The organism is Bacillus sp. FSL K6-0042 (assembly GCF_038006685.1).
Classification (GTDB): Bacteria; Bacillota; Bacilli; order Bacillales; family Bacillaceae_G; genus Bacillus_A; species Bacillus_A pseudomycoides.
This window is the reverse complement of the sequence record NZ_JBBOVS010000001.1, coordinates 785,807-803,865: the sequence shown is the minus strand read 5'-3', so window position 1 is coordinate 803,865 and position 18,059 is coordinate 785,807. Positions and strand designations below refer to the sequence as shown.

The 18,059-nt window shown below is 33.1% G+C and carries 17 protein-coding genes and 4 pseudogenes; 12 read left to right on the top strand and 9 right to left on the bottom strand.

The features are described 5' to 3' along the window. Window positions 1–34: 34 nt before the first annotated feature. Complete coding sequence (locus MHH45_RS04355) at window positions 35–1,735, bottom strand: pyruvate oxidase (RefSeq protein WP_016114839.1); 1,701 nt, start codon at window positions 1,733–1,735, stop codon at window positions 35–37. 78 nt (window positions 1,736–1,813) lie between these two features. Then, window positions 1,814–2,551 (bottom strand): ZIP family metal transporter, encoded by a 738-nt coding sequence (locus MHH45_RS04350; RefSeq protein WP_016114840.1) that lies wholly within the window; start codon window positions 2,549–2,551, stop codon window positions 1,814–1,816. A gap of 217 nt (window positions 2,552–2,768) precedes the next feature. On the opposite strand from MHH45_RS04350, the pseudogene MHH45_RS04345 reads away from it, so the two are divergent. Next, a pseudogene (locus MHH45_RS04345) lies at window positions 2,769–2,990 on the top strand (EamA family transporter); the annotation flags it as partial. 1 nt (window position 2,991) lies between these two features. On the opposite strand, the gene MHH45_RS04340 reads toward MHH45_RS04345, so the two are convergent. Beyond that, window positions 2,992–3,567 carry a histidine phosphatase family protein gene (locus MHH45_RS04340; protein ID WP_016114841.1) on the bottom strand — a complete coding sequence of 192 codons (576 nt, stop codon included), beginning with the start codon at window positions 3,565–3,567 and terminating at the stop codon, window positions 2,992–2,994. A gap of 222 nt (window positions 3,568–3,789) precedes the next feature. On the opposite strand from MHH45_RS04340, the gene MHH45_RS04335 reads away from it, so the two are divergent. The 3 genes from MHH45_RS04335 to MHH45_RS04325 all read left to right on the top strand — a co-directional run bounded on the left by MHH45_RS04335 (window position 3,790) and on the right by MHH45_RS04325 (window position 6,769). Beyond that, the gene (locus MHH45_RS04335; RefSeq protein ID WP_016114842.1) at window positions 3,790–4,299 is read left to right on the top strand and encodes a GNAT family N-acetyltransferase; all 510 of its coding nucleotides are present in this window, start codon (window positions 3,790–3,792) and stop codon (window positions 4,297–4,299) included. Window positions 4,300–4,468: 169 nt separating this feature from the next. Next, window positions 4,469–4,618 carry an aspartyl-phosphate phosphatase Spo0E family protein gene (locus MHH45_RS04330; RefSeq protein WP_003203953.1) on the top strand — a complete coding sequence of 50 codons (150 nt, stop codon included), beginning with the start codon at window positions 4,469–4,471 and terminating at the stop codon, window positions 4,616–4,618. A gap of 750 nt (window positions 4,619–5,368) precedes the next feature. Continuing rightward, window positions 5,369–6,769 carry a protoporphyrinogen oxidase gene (locus tag MHH45_RS04325; RefSeq protein ID WP_088094344.1) on the top strand — a complete coding sequence of 467 codons (1,401 nt, stop codon included), beginning with the start codon at window positions 5,369–5,371 and terminating at the stop codon, window positions 6,767–6,769. An 85-nt stretch (window positions 6,770–6,854) separates the two neighbouring features. Here the strand turns inward: MHH45_RS04325 and MHH45_RS04320 are convergent. Next, window positions 6,855–7,323: pseudogene (locus MHH45_RS04320) on the bottom strand (hypothetical protein). A 319-nt stretch (window positions 7,324–7,642) separates the two neighbouring features. Then, on the bottom strand, window positions 7,643–7,963 hold the full coding sequence (locus MHH45_RS04315) for a hypothetical protein (protein WP_340861985.1): 321 nt from the start codon (window positions 7,961–7,963) through the stop codon (window positions 7,643–7,645). An 812-nt stretch (window positions 7,964–8,775) separates the two neighbouring features. Here MHH45_RS04315 and MHH45_RS04310 point away from each other — a divergent pair. Then, the gene (locus MHH45_RS04310) at window positions 8,776–9,330 is read left to right on the top strand and encodes a GNAT family N-acetyltransferase (protein ID WP_016132811.1); all 555 of its coding nucleotides are present in this window, start codon (window positions 8,776–8,778) and stop codon (window positions 9,328–9,330) included. 84 nt (window positions 9,331–9,414) lie between these two features. Here MHH45_RS04310 and MHH45_RS04305 read toward each other — a convergent pair whose 3' ends face one another. Continuing rightward, window positions 9,415–9,600 (bottom strand): cold-shock protein, encoded by a 186-nt coding sequence (locus MHH45_RS04305; protein WP_000286203.1) that lies wholly within the window; start codon window positions 9,598–9,600, stop codon window positions 9,415–9,417. A gap of 87 nt (window positions 9,601–9,687) precedes the next feature. After that, the gene (gene cspD, locus MHH45_RS04300; RefSeq protein WP_003203959.1) at window positions 9,688–9,891 is read right to left on the bottom strand and encodes a cold-shock protein CspD; all 204 of its coding nucleotides are present in this window, start codon (window positions 9,889–9,891) and stop codon (window positions 9,688–9,690) included. A 479-nt stretch (window positions 9,892–10,370) separates the two neighbouring features. Between cspD and MHH45_RS04295 the strand changes: the two genes are divergently transcribed. Then, a complete protein-coding gene (locus MHH45_RS04295; RefSeq protein ID WP_416076131.1) occupies window positions 10,371–11,291 on the top strand; it encodes a CPBP family intramembrane glutamic endopeptidase in 921 nt (306 codons plus the stop codon). Window positions 11,292–11,403: 112 nt separating this feature from the next. Here the strand turns inward: MHH45_RS04295 and MHH45_RS04290 are convergent. Beyond that, window positions 11,404–11,584 (bottom strand): annotated as a pseudogene (locus MHH45_RS04290) (arginase family protein); the annotation flags it as partial. A 393-nt stretch (window positions 11,585–11,977) separates the two neighbouring features. Between MHH45_RS04290 and MHH45_RS04285 the strand changes: the two are divergent. The 3 genes from MHH45_RS04285 to MHH45_RS04275 all read left to right on the top strand — a co-directional run bounded on the left by MHH45_RS04285 (window position 11,978) and on the right by MHH45_RS04275 (window position 14,488). Further along, window positions 11,978–12,583 carry a PRK06770 family protein gene (locus MHH45_RS04285; RefSeq protein WP_016114846.1) on the top strand — a complete coding sequence of 202 codons (606 nt, stop codon included), beginning with the start codon at window positions 11,978–11,980 and terminating at the stop codon, window positions 12,581–12,583. A 133-nt stretch (window positions 12,584–12,716) separates the two neighbouring features. Next, complete coding sequence (locus MHH45_RS04280; protein WP_016114847.1) at window positions 12,717–13,139, top strand: MarR family winged helix-turn-helix transcriptional regulator; 423 nt, start codon at window positions 12,717–12,719, stop codon at window positions 13,137–13,139. 152 nt (window positions 13,140–13,291) lie between these two features. After that, on the top strand, window positions 13,292–14,488 hold the full coding sequence (locus MHH45_RS04275; RefSeq protein ID WP_016114848.1) for an MFS transporter: 1,197 nt from the start codon (window positions 13,292–13,294) through the stop codon (window positions 14,486–14,488). Between the two features lie 279 nt (window positions 14,489–14,767). Here the strand turns inward: MHH45_RS04275 and MHH45_RS04270 are convergent, their stop codons facing one another. Further along, window positions 14,768–15,679 (bottom strand): LysR family transcriptional regulator, encoded by a 912-nt coding sequence (locus tag MHH45_RS04270; protein ID WP_016114849.1) that lies wholly within the window; start codon window positions 15,677–15,679, stop codon window positions 14,768–14,770. A 304-nt stretch (window positions 15,680–15,983) separates the two neighbouring features. Between MHH45_RS04270 and MHH45_RS04265 the strand changes: the two are divergent. The 3 genes and pseudogenes from MHH45_RS04265 to gnd all read left to right on the top strand — a co-directional run. Then, window positions 15,984–16,238 (top strand): annotated as a pseudogene (locus MHH45_RS04265) (aminotransferase class III-fold pyridoxal phosphate-dependent enzyme); the annotation flags it as partial. After that, on the top strand, window positions 16,238–16,927 hold the full coding sequence (locus tag MHH45_RS04260) for an MOSC domain-containing protein (protein WP_016114851.1): 690 nt from the start codon (window positions 16,238–16,240) through the stop codon (window positions 16,925–16,927). The pseudogene MHH45_RS04265 and the gene MHH45_RS04260, both read left to right, overlap by 1 nt. A gap of 198 nt (window positions 16,928–17,125) precedes the next feature. Then, complete coding sequence (gene gnd / locus MHH45_RS04255; protein WP_016114852.1) at window positions 17,126–18,028, top strand: phosphogluconate dehydrogenase (NAD(+)-dependent, decarboxylating); 903 nt, start codon at window positions 17,126–17,128, stop codon at window positions 18,026–18,028. Window positions 18,029–18,059 lie beyond the last annotated feature (31 nt).

Genomic DNA, 18,059 nt, shown 5'->3' with positions numbered 1-18,059 from the left:
AGGGCAAACTGTTCTCATCTATCTTTTTTTCATTTTACAAGGGAGGTAAATCGATTTTTCCTTCTTCGAATAACTCTTTTAGCATATGCTTCGTATATCCAGCCGCTTGCCCAAATGTAATTTTTGCAGGCATTGGTGCTTCATTTACGTCTACTACTACATCAATAATACAAGGCTTATTTTGCTTAACAGCATTTTCAAAAGCAGGAAGCAATTCATCAATATGTTCTACTCGGTATCCAACTCCGCCACATATTTCTGCATATTTTGCAAAATTAGGGTTTGTTAAATCTGTACCAAACTCAATATTTCCCATTACTTCTTGCTCAAATTTAATCATAGCGATTTTATGGTTATTTAATACAACAACAATAATTGGTAATTTATACTTAACGGCAGTGACAAAATCATTCATCGTCATTCCAAATCCACCATCACCACAAATTGCAAAGACTTGTTTATCTGGATAAGCAATTTTGCCAGCAATTGCGCCAGGTAGACCACATCCAAGTGTAGCGAGCCAACTAGAGATGATAAACTGCTGATTCGTCATCCGAAAATGACGAGCAGCCCATACTGTGACATTTCCAACGTCTACTGATAAAATTGCATCATCATGAGCAACATGTTGTAAGGCATGCATCACTCTTTGTGGTTTAATTGGAGTAGAAGAGTCCTCTTCTTGATTATGCAATTTTTCTTCCCATTTCTTCATCAGTTCTTGATGATATTCTAGGAATGAATGATCCGTATGCTTCTTCACATTTTCTAAAAACCATTTCAATGTTTTATCTGCGTCACCAGCTAATCCGATATCTGTCGCATAACGTTTTCCAATTTGCGCAGGGTCCGTATCAATGTGAAGCGTTTTGGCTTTTTCAGGTAAAAAGCCAGTGAAAGGATAAGAAGTACCAACCATAATTAATGTATCCGCATTCTTCATTGCTTCGTAAGACGGTTTTGTCCCAATTAACCCTAATCCACCTATACAAAGAGGATGTTCATCAGGAATAATCCCTTTTGCTGGAAGTGTTAAAACGATTGGGGCACCAATATGTTCTGCAAATGCAAGTAAAGATTCCTTCGCATGTTTTGCTCCTTTTCCAGCTAAAATAACAGGTTTTTTTGCGTCATTTAATGCTAGTTTTGCTAACTTTAGATCGTCCTCTTGCGGAAAGAGTTCGGGTAATGTAAAAGAAGAACTTGTTATACGTGCACCAGCTTCCACTTCAAATTTCGGAACATCATCTGGTATGGTAAGAACAGATACACCTTTCTTTGTATATGCCATACGAATCGCTTGATTTACAACCGCAGGGAGTTGTTCAGCTGACATAATTCGTTGATTATAAACAGCTACATCATCAAACATTCTTTCTAAGTTTACTTCTTGGAAGAATCCAGTTCCAAGTAAGTCTGATTCAACTTGCCCTGTAATTGCGAGTACCGGTGCTTGATCTAGTTTCGCATCATATAATCCATTTAATAAATGAATAGCTCCAGGACCAGAAATCGCCATACAAACGCCGAGTTTTCCTGTTAATTTTGCATAAGATGCAGCCGCTAATGCACCGGCTTCTTCATGGCGAACTTGAATGAATTTAATTTGGTCTTGTTTTTTTCGAAGTGGCTCAATAATTGAGTTGATTGAATCCCCAGGCATACCGTAAATGTGATCAACGCCCCATTCGATAAGCAAATCAACAAGCGCTTCACCCGCTGTTTTACGAAACATAATAGATCCTCCTTGTGCATTGAGATACTATTATGTTTTGGATAAATAGGTAAAATATACAAAAAACGAATCCTTATTTTAATGATGGTCAGCGAAAAGAGTAAAAACGGTTATGAGTAAAAATCCACTAATAGACCAAGAAAGGAAGGGGAAAAGAGAAAGGTGTTTTTTAGCTTTCCATAACATCTCATGTATTGTGACATAACCTAAAGAACCGATTGCACTCCCCATTATGAGTCCTTGTAAGTGAATTGCTTTCCCGTTCATCATAATCCCAAAGAGTGTACCAGTGCCGAGGATAATTGATAATAACAAAATTGTTAATAGAAATGAAATATATTTATGCTGTGTAAATAGAAAAGGAATGATTAAGGCTAACCCTTCTGGAATATGGTGTATGACAATCGCAAATAAGAACGGAATTGCAGTTTCGTTATGACTTGTAAAGGCAGTACCCAATGCAAATCCGCTCGGCATATTGTGCATAAAAATAGCGAAGGAGAGAAATAAAAAAGTTTGCCATGCTTGCTGGTCTTTTTTATGTATGATAGGGTGATGGCAATAATTATCTAGTAAACTCATAATTAATATACCAATGGAAATTCCAAGCAGAGGACCAATAATTTCATAGCTTGAAAAAGTTTCTGGAATGATTTCTAGTGATAATAATCCAAATAAAATGCCACCACATAATGCGTATAAACGGTGCATTTTTTCTTCAATAAGTTGCCGCGTTGCCAGCCCGACAGCACCACCTAATAGTAATCCACCAAACGAAAAAAACGTAACGATCATCGGAATCCATAATCGTTCCATAGAATCACACTCCATTTTTATAGCCTTCATTTTCAGCTTACTGTGTGAAAGGGGAGATTAGTCCAAATTATTTTGAAGTAATTGTAGAGAAAGTAAAAAGGTGTCTGTTAATTTGTTTTAATTCATATATTAATATTATGAGATAAAAAGAAAAGAGGTATTGATTAGCAGGCGAAGTGGAATTTATCAGGATATGAAAATAAAAATATAAGATAATGGATGGCAAGATTTTCAAATTAGTGGTCAGGCGTTGTTTGGCGATATATTAGCCTTTATTGCAGCTGGTATCATAACGGCTTATTTCTTTTTCGGTCAGCATGTTCGTAAAAAGCTCTCTCTAGTTCCATATTCAGTTATTAGTTATGGGAGCAGTACATTATTTTTAGGAATGTTTGCTTTCAGTCAGAAAGCATCCTTCTTCAATTATTCCGCACAAACATCTAATCTAAATGTACCGTGCAATTATATAATTCTGAATCCCATCCGTGCTCTATTTTTATAATTTTAGTTATTGATGTATTTTTAGGAGATTCTATCATGCTCAAATGAGGTACTAGTTCTTTGAGAAGGTGCTTAATGAATGAGCCATGACTAACGATTAAGATGTTTTTGTTAGGGTATTTATATGTAATTTCTTCAATAAAAGGTATAGCTCTTGCTTTAACACTGTCACTACTTTCTATTCCTAAATCAAGTGCTCTCCAATTATCTCCCCACTTCGAAATTCGTTCATCTTCGGTTGTTCCTTCAATTTGTCCACCGCTTACTTCGCGAAGTCTAGGGTCTAAATAGATTTCTATATTTTCAATGTTTTTTTCTATTGCCTCAGCAGTTTGTTTCGCTCTTAATAAATCGCTAGAATAGATTAAATCCCAATTTTCTGTAGCTAAACGTTCTGCAAGTTTATAAGCTTCAGATAATCCAGCTTGATCAAGTGGAATATTTGAATTTCCTTGTGCTCTACCTTCTTTATTCCAATGTGTGCTGCCATGGCGGATAATACCGAGTGTAGTCATATGAAAACCTCCAAACTATAGTTTTTAGAAAAATAAAAAATCATTCCGTTATTATATGATAATTCAGGAAATAAGAAAAGGAAACTTTATATTTTCTATATAAAAGTTTTAAAAATATTGTTATGCAAACAGATGAATTAGGAGATTTAAAGATAAATGCAAGTAGGAGTTTTGCGTAGTATAAAGAATCTATATTGTATTAGTTGAAAAGGAGGTAATGTAATGGAAGTTACGATTCGTGCAGTGGAGATACAAGATGCTAGAGCAATTCATCGTATATGCATACAAAATGATGTTTTACCATATATGGTTTTCTTGCCTAGTATGCGAGTGGATGCGATGGAAAATAGGATTCGAAATCTAGCGCCGAATCAATTTGAATTTGTTGCTGAGTATGATGGAAAAGTCGTTGGGTTTATTGGTTTAACGCAAGGGCAAGGACGAAGGTCACATTCGGGAGATTTATTTATCGGTGTAGATAGTGAATATCATAATAAAGGCATTGGGAAAGCTTTGATGACGAAAATGCTGGATCTTACAGATAATTGGTTAATGCTAGAGAGAGTAGAACTTGGTGTTTTGGAAATAAATCCTGGTGCAAAAGTACTATATGAAAAATTTGGATTTAGGGAAGAAGGTATAAAAAAGGGGAATCTAAAAGCTCATGGTAAGTTCATTGATGAAATTATGATGAGTCGTCTTCGGCCCAATGGTTTAATTGTACATAATTAAAAATTACAAGAAAAAGAATGCTTTTTTTGTAAAGCATTCTTTTTCTTGTAATGGGGAGTAGCTTTTTCTTAAAGATGTAAGATTTACATAAACATAACACTTTTACTTATTATGTAAGTAGTCTATACTAGAGTACATATATTTTTAAATTGGAGCGAGTAAATAAAACATGGAGCTGAGAAAATTAGAACATATCATTGAAGTGAAAAAAGAAGAACTTTTTGCACTTGTTTCAAATTATGGATTTCAACACCAAAAAGTTCTTGAAATGAGCCAGGAATTAGACAAGTTAATAAATTATTTTATGTTATTAAAATAAAGAGCGGTCACTTTATACAGAAATAATGATTAAGTGATAGTTGGTTATTTTAATTGTTAGTTTATTAGCTGTAAATATTAAAAAGTATAATTATTTCCTTATTTAAATATATCTTCTAACATCATTAAGCGTTACGAACCTCATTTTAGAATCTCATCATGTTATAAACACTACTGTAATATGAAGTATGTTTTATTTAAATATTTTAATGAAAGAAAGTAAATAGATTAGCGATATTTTTGTTTATGAAAAGACCACCAAGTAAAATGAAATCATTAACTTTTGTTGATGTTTTTCCAGTTCAACCATAGAATTGAGAAGAAACCTTACAACAAGAATCTGTGCATCATAAAAAATGTTTGAAAATGAAGAAGTAGTTTCGTATATGAATGGAATTCATGAGAATAGTGCTTGGAGAACTTTCATTCAATTATGAAATGAAACGAATCGTTATCCTTTTTGTGGAACTAGTGATGTTTTTAATCTTTAAGTGCCTGCATTATGTATTGCTGGAGGGAGTTCGGAGGATGAGTCTTCAGCTGCTATATCTTTTAAACAACTAAATTCTGAGATTCATATTGCTATGTTTCCTTTTGCTTAATCATTTAGTGCATAATGATCAATCTGAAATGTATTCACATACATTGTATACCTTTTCAAGAACTTTGAAAGTTGCTAGTCGAAAAAGCTGATTTTTGGGTATAATAATAAAGGAATTTATTTATAGTATCGGTTAGGAGCGTAGCAGGTATGAAAACAGTTGTTGTCATAGGTGGAGGTATTACAGGACTTTCTACTATGTATTATTTAGAAAGATTAAAAAAGGATTACGATATAGATTTGGAATTAATCCTTGTAGAACAGAATGAATATTTGGGCGGGAAAATTCACAGTGTGAAAGAAAAAGATTTCATCCTGGAAACAGGAGCCGATTCAATCGTTGCACGAAATGAAAATGTTATGCCATTTGTAAAAGAACTGAATTTAGAAGATGAAATGGTATATAACGAAACAGGTATTTCTTATATTTACTCAAATGATACGTTACATCCGATTCCTGCTGAAACAGTATTTGGTATACCGATGAGTGTAGAGTCGTTATTTAGTAGTACGTTAGTTTCAACGAAAGGGAAAATCATTGCACTGAAAGACTTTATTACAAAGAATAAAGATTTTACGAAAGATACATCACTCGCTGTATTTTTAGAAAGTTTTTTAGGAAAAGAGTTGGTTGAAAAACAGATTTCCCCCGTTCTTTCAGGAGTGTATTCTGGTAAATTGAATGAGCTTACAATGGCTTCTACACTACCATATTTACTTGATTACAAAAATACATATGGCAGTATTATAAAAGGTTTTGAAGTAAATAAAAAACAATTTCAGGCTGCTGGGAATAAGAAGTTTTTATCATTTAAAAATGGACTTTCTACGATTATTAATCGTTTAGAAGAGGAATTAGCTGAGACAGATATACGAAAAGGAGTAACAACGACGAAGGTAAATAGAGTTGATGATGAATATGAAGTTTCTTTTTCAAATCAAGAGACAATAAAAGCTGATTACGTTGTTATAGCTACTCCACATGATGTTGCACAAACATTATTAAGTTCTAATGAATTAGATGATGATTTCAATAAACTAAAAAATTCTTCGCTAATTAGCATTTATTTAGGGTTTGAAATAGCTGATGAACAATTACCGGTAGATGGAACTGGTTTCATTGTTTCAGAAAATAGTGATTTACTTTGTGATGCATGCACGTGGACAAGCAGGAAATGGAAGCATACATCAGATAAACAAAATTTATTGGTGAGATTGTTTTATAAAAGTTCGAATCCTGCTTATGAAAAAATGAAACATAAAAGTAAGGAAGAATTGATTCAAGTTGCCTTATCTGATATTGAGAAAAGCCTTAGAATTCAGGGAGAACCGCAAATTGTTGAAGTTACGGACTGGAAAGATTTAATGCCAAATTATCATTTAGAACATAACCATGCAGTTCAATCTTTAAATGAGAAATTATTAGCTGTTTTTCCAAATATGTATCTAGCTGGGGCTTCATATTATGGTGTAGGTATTGGAGCTTGTATAGGAAATGGAAAGAAAACGGCAGAGAAGATTATAAAAACATTGAATAATCACTTTGAATAATGTAGTCTTTATATTTTTGACGAAATCCCTCTCTAGTATAAGAGTGGGATTTCGTCTGTTTTTTACTAAAAATTGTATCTATCGTTTACTTTTTAATTTTGATTAGAGTTTCTGCACGTTTCGTTTTATTTTCTGTAATTGTTAATGTGACGTTACCAGCTTCTTTAAATGAATAAGGGGAGAGTTGATAAATCTCTTTTATGTTATATTTTTCTTTTATTTCTTTTGTGGATGTATTTTTTATTAGGGAAATATTCGGTTTCTTTTTCTTTTTTGATTATTTGTTCTGAGAAATAACCAAATTCACCAATATCACCTGAAACGATATATTGTGTATTGTTTATTTTAATGTCTAGCAAGGAAGGTTGATAAGTGGCTGCGTGATAAAATCCATATGTAAGTGATAATACCGAGGCGATTACAAGCCCAATTATAAATTTTTTCAAGCTGTTTCCTTTGAAACTTGTCATCATCGCCGAGTTTGGTGCGAATCGCTGTGCGAATAAAAAAACAAGTGAAATGAATAAGAGGACAATGCCTATAAAAATATACATGATTTTCAATCACCTCCGTTAATACAACTCTTATCTCCGAATAATAACGTGATGTATTGTTCACTAATATTTTAACATAAATATCCAATTAATATTGGATATAGGGAAGCTTTCGAGAAACAAATGTATATAGTTCATTTTTAAAGAGATGCTTGTTATATTAATCACCTCTTTAAATGAAGAAACATTAGTTTTTATTTTTATTTGTTAATTCCATTTTCCGTGTTCCAAATAATAGTAGGAATCCGATTATGGTAATCATAATGATTGCAGTTACTATTAAATCAGTAAACATCAGATTTTGGTTTTGAATTTCTTTTCAGGTAAGTGTTAGGAATACTTGATTCATTGGTATGTGATTGATAAAACTACTTAATAAAATGAATAGAACTAAACAAATTTGGCTGATAATACTGCCTAGTTTAGAACAACGATTACGTAATAGGAGGCTAGAATCTTTAAATGATTCAGTGGCATCATAAGCAAGGCGATTTAATTTTCTAGCTTGAATTGATGAGAAAAAGCCTACTAACAAGCCACTAATCGTAATTGTCCATGGTGTTGTAGTAAATAATAGCCCTAAAACAGAGCCCATATTGATTACAGTTAATGGGTGATAACGACTGAAACGATTAATCATGCTGTTCCCTATAAATAAGGATAAAATGACACCTATTCCATACGGTAGATAAATACCGTAAATCATGAAAGTACTACTGTTTTGAGATAACGCAAAAAAGGTTCCTTAAAGTAAGTAGAAACTAACAGTCATTCCTTGTGTGAATGAAAAAAAGTAAATGTACTTTGGTAATTGAAGACGAAACTTTAATTTTGTAATCATTAAAGCGAGAACCGCTACTGTAGTAAGGATACTACTAAGTAAAAGTACAATGAGAATTTGAAAATTTGTTTCACGAGTAGCTTTCATAACAAAAAGTAGTACGGTAAATAGAATAAATAATACAAATGATGGCACTGAAAAATGGGAAGAGTCCGGCATAGAAATTTGGTATTTTGGCGTATGTATTAATGAAAATACTTATTTATATGACGTAATTTTTTTCTAATCGTCAAATCCTGATTCGTGAAGGTTGAATAAATTTTACTAATGGAAGTCACGATTTATTTGGCTATGCCCACTTATATTGATTATAGCATGGAGCTGGAAAAATCATCAAAAAGGGGAAAAGGATATAAAATATTTATATAGTATTTTTTGTTTGTAAAGAAAATTCACATATGTTAAAATACCTGAAAGATAATAATTTAGAGTATTAATTCTGTTAGATTTAAAACGAATTAAATATTGTGTATAAACCGAATAAATTAAGAAAACCATGGGGGAAGCCTGTTTCATCTATTTAGAAAACAGGCTTTTATTTATGATGAAACTTCCGATTGGAGAAGCTTTTTCTGATATAATAAATCAGTAAAAAGAAAAGGAGGATTTCAATGGCATTTCCTGTTTTAGAAACAGAACGGTTACGTTTAGTTGAAATTGATCAATCTTATTGTCAAAAAATATATGAAATCTTTTCGCTTGAAGAAGTAACGCGTTATTATGGAATGAATTCCTTTACAGAATTTGGTCAGGCTTCGCGTATGATTGAATCTTTTTCAAAAAATTTTTTTGAAAAACGTGCAATTCGATGGGGAATTGTATTGAAGGAAACAGGTATTTTAATTGGTACAATTGGATTAAATAATTTACAACTTTGGAGTAAACGTTCTGAGATTGGTTATGATTTACATCCTTCTTACTGGAGAAAAGGCTATGCAACGGAAGTTGTGCAAAAAATCATTACTTATAGTTTTCAGGAGCTAGGGATATTCAGAATCGGTGCAATTACATATCCTGAAAATGTAGCATCTTGTAAGATGTTGTCCAAAATAGGATTTCAGAAAGAAGGACTATTAAGAGGGTATATTCATCAAGGAGATCAACAACGAGATGTATATATATATTCTATTATACGAACAGATTTAGAAAAGAACCATGAGATATAGTACGCATGGTTTTTCTATTATAATTAGATAGTAATGAAAAATAACGAACCCCTCTTATCAAAAGATAAGAGGGGAATGAAGCAATCAACCTAATTTAGGTAATAAACGTTCTCCGCTTTTCATGCTACTTTTACATAAAGGGCATTTTGGCTCTTCTTCAAATGAAAAGTTCTTTCTCATCCATCCTAAACAATCCTCTGATTCACATTCCCAAACAGGGGTTTGTTCTGGTGGTACTTCTGCTACATCGTTCTTTCGATTGCGATACATGTGACCACTCCTTTTATGTAAAAATTTTAATTATATATTAAAAAGGTTGTTAACCGTGCGATGGTAACAACCTTTTTATTGTTTAAATTATAGCTTTACAACGTTTTTAGCTTGAGGTCCGCGGTTGCCTTCTTCAACTTCGAAGCTAACTTCTTGACCTTCGTCAAGAGATTTGAAACCTTCGCCAGTGATAGCTGAGAAGTGAACGAATACATCGCTACCGTCTTCAACTTCGATGAAACCGAAACCTTTTTCGCTGTTAAACCATTTTACTTTACCTGTTAATGTCATGGTAAATGCCTCCTAAAAATAAGAAAAATAAATTACAATATGATCCGTCTTATTTCAACGAAAATAAAAATTCACATATTATCAAAAAACCATTAGGAATACTTATTATTCTTAATAGATGCTTGATAATATGTAAAGTTAAGCTTTTATAAATTTGGCCTTAAGACCTATCTTACAACAAATGGTGAGAAATAGCAAGTGTTGTAAGGAAATGGGATATTTTCAAGGGCGAGCGCTTCAATAATGCTATTGGTATAGGGAGTTGATCGTATTTCATGTAGCTAATTTTTTTATTAACAAGATAAAAGATATTCACTTTTATGTATTATTCCTGGCTCGAAAATATGTGAAAATACTCCAGATGATTACGAGTGGCATCCCTTGTTATATTTTTTTATTTATGGATATGAATTTTAAATGAGGATATAAAAGTATAAAAAATAATAAATTCAGTGTAAAATAGGAAGTATTTGTAAGTGATGAAAGGAAAGGGAGGAGTAGTTTTGAATAATAGTCGATTTAAAACAATTGAAGCAGCAAAGGAAGGTCGAAAAAAAGTACATCCAATTTTAGCAGTAATATTATCGATTGTATTTTTAACACTTGGTGAGTTATTCATGCTATTTATGTTGTTTTTACCAAAAACAGAAACGACATTGATGAAAGGGATTTATGATAACTTAAGGATGTTATTAACATTTGGCGGAGCAATTTTATTTGTATTTTTATGGGTTCGTTTTGTGGAAAAACGTCCATTTTCATCAATTGGTTTTTGGAAAGATAAAGCTTTAAAAAAATACTTACGCGGAGCATTCATTGGGCTTATATTTATAACAATACCCGTTTTAATTTTAGTTTTAAGTGGTTCTGTTACCTTACATATACAACGGATTTCAAGTACAGTCATATTGGGAATGGTAGGTTCTTTAATAGCATTTTTAGTACAAGGTGCCACAGAAGAAATCGTTGTACGTGGTTGGTTATTTCCAGTTATTTCAGTTAGAAGTCGGGTATGGATTGGAGTTGCTGTTACTTCATTACTATTTGGATTTCTCCATCTACTGAATCCAGGCATTACAGTTCTTTCTATATCAAATATCATATTAGTTGGTGTATTCGCAGCGTTTTATGTATTAAAGGAAAATAGTCTTTGGGGTATATGTGCTTGGCATTCTATATGGAACTGGGCTCAATATAATATATATGGTTTTGCGGTAAGTGGTACAACAATATACTCTACACCTCTGTTTAAATCAACAACAAGCGGCCCGAAATCGTTACATGGAGGAACTTTTGGGATTGAAGGAAGTGTAATCACAACAATTATGCTTGCTGTTGCCTGCATTGTATTATGGAGACAATTGTGGGGAAGAAAATTGAAACAACATAATATTGGGTAATTTATGGGGGATAGTTAGATTGTGATTAGAACAACATCGTGCATAATGTGAAAAGTAATGAGTATGACTATAACGTTTAGATGTTTGATAGAAGGTTTCTAAGATTAGCATATTTGATTTTTTTATTATGCAACTGTTCTTTGATATGATACAGGGCATTTTTTACAATATAAATTTGAGTGTTCTAGATGTCTAAAATCAATATCTTCATGTGGATAAGAATGAAGTTTATTTTGTAATTCATACGTTTCGTCAAAATGAAGGAATGTTATACCTTTATGTAATAAACTCATTTCAGTCATCTTCTTTACATACTAATCTAGCACAAATTTAAATGACTTAAAAATAAAATGCTTTCTTAATTCAACTGATTTCAAAGGGTATAGTCTGGATAAAGCTAACCGTATTTTGCCGAGCAGAGATGGTGTATGGAAAAATTCTTATATGAATTTTAGAAAATCATAATCCTTTTACAGAATAATCTTGCAATATGAAACTGAATAGAAATACAATAAAAGGAAACCTATGAAAGATTTTGATCAAATGTTATTTTGGGGGAGAGAATGGATGGAGAATTTTTAAGAAAAAGCATTTTTAAAGAATAATTTATAACGAGTTATTTTTGAAAAACGAAATAGGTAGGAAGAAAATGAGTGATGGAATGTTGGGGGGAGGAAATATGTACAATGAAAACACTATTAAAAATACTAGGGATAATTGCTGGAATGGTAGTAATCGGTGTGGCACTTACTTACGGAATTTTATATTATCTCAATCATAGTAAACCAACCGCTAAAAAAACACCAACTGCGGCTCCGGCAGTGGAAGTGTTAGCCGATAGTAAAGTAAAAGCAGAGAACGCAAAGCTGTTAGATAATGGTAATTATTCATTGCCAAATAGTGACTTTAATAAAGGCTTTAAGTGGACTGATGAAAAATTACAAATCGCATTACATGAAATGGCACATCAAAAAGTAAAAGCGGATCAAAAGTGGGGTTATATTTTTATAACGCAAGAACGAATTGAAAGTTTATTGGGGATTGTTAAGAGTAGTGATATGAATCATAAAAATACATATATAGATATTTTAGAAAGATGGAAACAAGGGAAATACGAGAAAGTTGATGCGGATCATAATACGATTTGGAAATTACAAAGCGGTAATCTTGGTGAAGGTAAGGGTGTAATGTCACAAAATGAGCAGAAAGAGTTGGTTAATAAAGTCTTCATGCAAAAGGAGACATTCTCAGGAAGCATGTTAATAGCAGGTGGTGAACAAATTAAAAAATAGTTTTGAAAATTTGATAGATAAGGATAAATACGCAGCGAAATATAAAAGTTCCGCTGCGTATTCGCTTTATTTGACATATGAAATAAATGGGAATAAGATTCATATATGAAATAAAAAAGGAAGGCTTTTTCGAATGGATATGAAAAAAAGAGAATTATATGGAAATATTCGAGATGTCTATCATCAACTGCAAAGAAATTTGGATAAAGCGATAGAAGAGCACGATATAAGTTATGTTCAATTTGGTGTGATACAAGTACTTGCGAAGTCTGGAAAGGTTTCTATGTCTAAGCTAATTGAAAATATGGGGTGTGTTCCAAGTAATATGACAACGATGATCCAAAGGATGAAACGAGATGGTTACGTTGCGACAGAGAAAAATCCAAATGATCAACGTGAAACACTTGTGTATTTAACTGAAAAGGGAGAAATAGCTAGGGAAAAAGTCGATGTAAAATATGCAGGTTTTTTAGAAGAAAATTGTAGTTGTTTTACTGATGAAGAAGAACAGAGGCTACAAGAACTATTATTAAAATGGAAGCATCGCATAGTTTAATTGTGATATATAAGAAAAAGTGTAACATTCTGTTACATTTTTCTTTATATAAATGATTCATATATGAAATAAAATAACGTATATAAAATCGGAGGTGTGAGGAGGAATTTAAATAATTATTTCATATATGAAGTAAAAAAGGGGAATACAAGTTGCAAGTAAAATCAAAGTTACGTATTTTAGCAGTTATCGCGTTTTTTATCGGTTTAGATTCTTTAATTGTTTCACCATTATTGCCTGCGATTTCACAGACAACAGGAATGCCTGCTGAAAAGGGAGGGCTTTTAATTACAGCATACGCACTATGCTATGGGATAACAGCTCCATTTTTTGGACCGTTGTCTGATAAGGTGGGGAGAAAGCAAATGATTGTCACAGGTCTTATCATTTTTTCAGCCGCTACATTTTGTACCGGGCTTACGAATCATTTTGAAATACTCTTATTGTTTCGTGGACTGACTGGTTTATCCGGAGCTCTGATCATGCCAAGTGTATTTGCATTAGTAGGAGATAAAGTACCGTACCAGTCACGAGGAAAAGCGATGGGGATGATTATGGGAGCCATGGTTGGATCGACGGTATTAGGTGTCCCTATCGGTGCGTTTTTATCTGAGGTAGGAAACTGGCAATGGACATTTTATATTATTGGATTACTGGCTTTGCTTGTTACGTTAATTACAAGTCGATTGTTACAAAAAGAGATTCCGAAAAACCAGTTATCAATTTCTGCACCCAGAGCAATGATTAGATCTTGTAAAATCGTATTTACAAATTTCTCTGTTTTCTTTGCGTTATTAGCAACGTTTTTATGGACTGTAGGACTACATGGTATGTTCTCATACATAGGTGTGTATTATGGAAGAAATTTTGGGTTTACAATTGGACAGATTGGAATTGTTATTTTCTTTGCTGGTTTAGGAAGTGTAATTGGTAATGTAGCTGGTGGGAAATTGGCGGATAAAATAGGTAAGAAAGTAGTGGTTTCAATCGCAAGTATATTTGCTTCTATAAGTGTGATTTTATTTTCTGTATATATTGGAAATGTAAAATACGCGATTACCGCACATATGATCTGGAGTATATGTATTGGGTTTGGTCAGGCTTCACTCACTGCCTTGATCTCAGAATTAAATCCAGCTATACGAGGGACAGTTATGGCATTAAATAGTTCTGCAATGTATATCGGAATGACGATTGCTTCAAGTGTTGCATCGTTTGCTTTGAGTAAAGGTTTACCGTTCTTTGTCTTAGGAATAATTTGTGCAATTGCTAGTTTACTCGTCCTTCCGAGCATATATTTTCTTGTTCAAGAGAAGGCTACAACTAAGAAAAAACAAATTGGTATATAAAATGGGAAGGGAAAAGAAGGTATACGTTATAGGTGAGAAATGAATGAAACTCCAAAAAGAGTTGGTGTCCTTCAGCAGAGACAATCAACTCTTTTTCTTTGTTTACTTTACCTTTGTTGTTTCACCTATGTGTTCTCCCAATAGAATAAGGAAAGATTGTAGTACGGGAGATATCCATTCATTCTTAGGGTTCACTCCAATACAGAAAGAATGGCGTTTATTACGATTTTTTCTGTTTCAAATGAAATGAATCTATAAACGATAACTCTCTTTTTATATTTAAATTTCTATTTTTTGAAAAGAAGCTACAATCTTTTGTAACTGCTCAATAAACATTCGTGTAGTGGCACACATATATTTATCCTTTCTATAAATAATTCCAATTTCTATTGTTGCAGTAGGATTTTTGATTTTAATAGCTTGAATAGAGTTACTCTGTAGAAAGTCTATATATGGTTTGGGCAACACTGTAATTCCCATTCCTTTTGACACCATGTGAATTAATGATTCCATTGTACTTATTTCTAAAATTGGTTTTGGTGTAAAGTTAAAGTTTTGACAATGCGAACGAATAAGCTGTGTTAAAAAGAAATTTTTGGGAAGAAGGATAATAGGATATTTCTGTAACACTCCCATCGTTACAGTAGTGTGTTGTGTTAATTCGTGATTAGTTGGCACTACTAAAGTAAGTTCATTTTGATAAAGCGGAATAGATATGATTTCTTTGTCTTGAACAGGAAGAAATGTAATGCCAATATCTAATTCATTTTGTAACAATTTTTCACGAATTTCCCCAGTACGAAGACCTAATACGGAAAGTTCAATATTGGGATATAACTCATTAAAATTCAAAATGGCTGGTGGTAATAAGTAGTTTACGGTCGTCAATAGAGCACCAATGGTTAACTTTCCTTGCTGAAGCCCGTTTAAATCTTGAATTGCAGCATGCGCTTGTTCTACTTCGTGAAAGACTTTTTTACTATGTGAAAGCAAAATTCTTCCCGCTTCTGTTAAAGAGATTTTTTTGCCAATTCGATCAAAAAGAGGCATACCAATTTCATGTTCAAGTGCACGAATCTGTTGACTCAGTGAAGGTTGTGAAATGTTTAATTTTTCAGCTGCTTTTGTAAAATGTAATTCGTTTGAAACAGCTACAAAGTATTCTAATTGTCTTAACTCGATGGGAATCACCTCTAATGATAGGTTTTACCTATCATTATCATATAAATAATTGAATTGAACAATGATCATCTTGAAATTATACTCACATTAGTAGAACAGCAAAGTAATCATTGTAAAAAATAGATGAGGTGATGAAATGATACAAGCATTAAAATCTAACACATTACCAGGTAATTATTCTCAAAAACTTCATAAGCGATATCAACAAGCTGTACCAATAGGGGTATATAATTCACCACCTTTGTACGTACAATCGGCAAAAGGAGCAATGATAACAGATGTAGATGGAAATAACTTTATTGATTTTGCGGGTGGAATTGGTGCAATGGTGGCAATGGAGCTAGTGACCGATCGTGTAACGAAAGAACCCGCAAAAGAATTAACAGCGCAGTTAATTAAGGAGTTTTGGAAAAATGGGCTTATAAGCCTTGGGGCGGGTATACATGATAATGTTCTTCGATTTTTACCACCACTTGTAATTTCGAATGAAGAAATTGATAAGGGGTTTGAGATAATAAATCAAGCTTTTGAAGCGCTTTGTCAAAATAGTAAAAGGAGTGGGGAATGATGCCAAGGTCGTATGACTTGAGGTCTCTTAATGTAGGTATGCCAAAAGAAGTGTCATATGGTGGGAAATTAATTCAAACGGGTATTAATAAATCACGGGTAAGTGAGCCTGTTTTTTTATCATCACTAAAATTTAATGGAGATGGGCAAGCTGATTTAGTCCATCACGGAGGAATAGATAAAGCAGTTTGTGTTTATTCCTATAACCATTATCCATATTGGGAAAAGGAATTGAATCGAAAGCTTGTATACGGTGCTTTTGGAGAGAATATGACAGTGCAAGACATGCTTGAGGAAGATGTTTGTATAGGTGATATATTTCAAATTGGCGAAGCGGTGGTACAAGTAAGTCAACCAAGGCAACCTTGTTTTAAATTAGCAAAAAAGTATGATATACCGCAATTACCACTTTACTTCCAAAACACAGGGTATACGGGATTTTATTTTCGTGTTCTAAAAGAGGGGGGGGTATCACCAACAGATTCTCTTAAGCAACTTGAGTCTGATCGTAAAGGTATTTCAATCGCTTTTGCAAACCATATAATGCATAAAGAAAAACGTAACTTTGAGGGAGTACGAAGGATTTTAGGAGTAGAGGCCCTTTCAGCAAGTTGGAGAAAAACATTTGAAAAACGTTTGAAAGGAGAAGAAGGAAGTACGAAGGAGAGATTAGAAGGGATTAGTGAATAACGGGATAGGAACTGGAATGTTTTTTATACTGTAATGTTAAAGTATAAATATTAAGTGACTCCTATGCATCTACCAGAGCTGATTCGTGCAAAATATATCCGTAGTGAAAAAATTTGGATAAATATTGATTGTTCAAATGAAGAAAGATAAACAAAGGATTAGCGAATCTCACTTAGGTATTTTTAGGAGGAGTTAAAGATGAAAATAGGGTTAATCGGTCTAGGGAAAATGGGATTAAATTTAGGTCAAAATTTAATTGATAAGAATCATGAAGTAGTGGCGTATGATGTAAATACAGATGCTATAAAAGAAATAAAAGAATATGGAGCTATGGGTACATCTAGTCTATCTGAACTTATTCAATCTCTCGAAAAACCAAGAATTCTGTGGATTATGGTGCCACATGCTGTTGTTGATACTGTTATTAATGAAATTACACCGCTTTTAAGTCAAGGAGATATTGTGATTGAAGCGGGTAATTCCTATTATAAGGAATCCATTCGTCGTTATGATGAGTTTAAAAAAGCTGGTGTACATTTTATGGATGCAGGAACGTCTGGTGGAACAGAAGGTGCTCGTAATGGTGCTTGTTATATGATTGGAGGAGACCCGGAAGCGTGGGAAACTGTTGAGACTGTATTTCGAGATACGGCTGTAGAAAATGGATATTTATATGCAGGAAAAGCAGGAAGTGGTCATTTTTTAAAAATGGTTCATAATGGGATTGAATATGGTATGATGGCTGCTGTTGGTGAGGGATTTGAAGTGTTAGAGAAAAGTGAGTTTGATTATAACTATGAAAAAGTAGCAAGAGTATGGAATAATGGTTCAGTTATTCGTTCATGGCTCATGGATTTAACGGAACGCGCATTTTCAAAGGATGCAAAGTTAGATGACATTAAAGGAATCATGCATTCTTCAGGAGAAGGAAAATGGACAGTTGAAACGGCTCTTGATTTACAAACAGCGACACCTGTTATTGCCCTGTCCTTATTAATGAGGTATCGTTCATTAGAAAATGATACATTTACAGGTAAAGTTGTTGCAGCGCTCCGTAACGAATTTGGTGGACATGCGGTAGAAAAAAGTGACAAAAAATGAGTCGTTATCTTAATGTAATTGAAAAACGTTT

What these genes read in the sequence shown, in the direction of transcription:
- MHH45_RS04305 (WP_000286203.1), bottom strand. Translation starts at nt 9,600, where the DNA reads ATGTATCGCAATCGAAAGAACGATGTAGCAGAAGTACCACCAGAACAA.
- MHH45_RS04295 (WP_416076131.1), top strand. Translation starts at nt 10,371, where the DNA reads ATGAAAGGAAAGGGAGGAGTAGTTTTGAATAATAGTCGATTTAAAACA.
- MHH45_RS04355 (WP_016114839.1), bottom strand. Translation starts at nt 1,735, where the DNA reads ATGTTTCGTAAAACAGCGGGTGAAGCGCTTGTTGATTTGCTTATCGAA.
- MHH45_RS04315 (WP_340861985.1), bottom strand. Translation starts at nt 7,963, where the DNA reads ATGATTAATCGTTTCAGTCGTTATCACCCATTAACTGTAATCAATATG.
- MHH45_RS04280 (WP_016114847.1), top strand. Translation starts at nt 12,717, where the DNA reads ATGGATATGAAAAAAAGAGAATTATATGGAAATATTCGAGATGTCTAT.
- MHH45_RS04260 (WP_016114851.1), top strand. Translation starts at nt 16,238, where the DNA reads ATGCCAAGGTCGTATGACTTGAGGTCTCTTAATGTAGGTATGCCAAAA.
- cspD (WP_003203959.1), bottom strand. Translation starts at nt 9,891, where the DNA reads ATGACATTAACAGGTAAAGTAAAATGGTTTAACAGCGAAAAAGGTTTC.
- MHH45_RS04285 (WP_016114846.1), top strand. Translation starts at nt 11,978, where the DNA reads ATGAAAACACTATTAAAAATACTAGGGATAATTGCTGGAATGGTAGTA.
- MHH45_RS04330 (WP_003203953.1), top strand. Translation starts at nt 4,469, where the DNA reads ATGGAGCTGAGAAAATTAGAACATATCATTGAAGTGAAAAAAGAAGAA.
- MHH45_RS04310 (WP_016132811.1), top strand. Translation starts at nt 8,776, where the DNA reads ATGGCATTTCCTGTTTTAGAAACAGAACGGTTACGTTTAGTTGAAATT.
- gnd (WP_016114852.1), top strand. Translation starts at nt 17,126, where the DNA reads ATGAAAATAGGGTTAATCGGTCTAGGGAAAATGGGATTAAATTTAGGT.
- MHH45_RS04335 (WP_016114842.1), top strand. Translation starts at nt 3,790, where the DNA reads ATGGAAGTTACGATTCGTGCAGTGGAGATACAAGATGCTAGAGCAATT.
- MHH45_RS04340 (WP_016114841.1), bottom strand. Translation starts at nt 3,567, where the DNA reads ATGACTACACTCGGTATTATCCGCCATGGCAGCACACATTGGAATAAA.
- MHH45_RS04350 (WP_016114840.1), bottom strand. Translation starts at nt 2,551, where the DNA reads ATGGAACGATTATGGATTCCGATGATCGTTACGTTTTTTTCGTTTGGT.
- MHH45_RS04325 (WP_088094344.1), top strand. Translation starts at nt 5,369, where the DNA reads ATGAAAACAGTTGTTGTCATAGGTGGAGGTATTACAGGACTTTCTACT.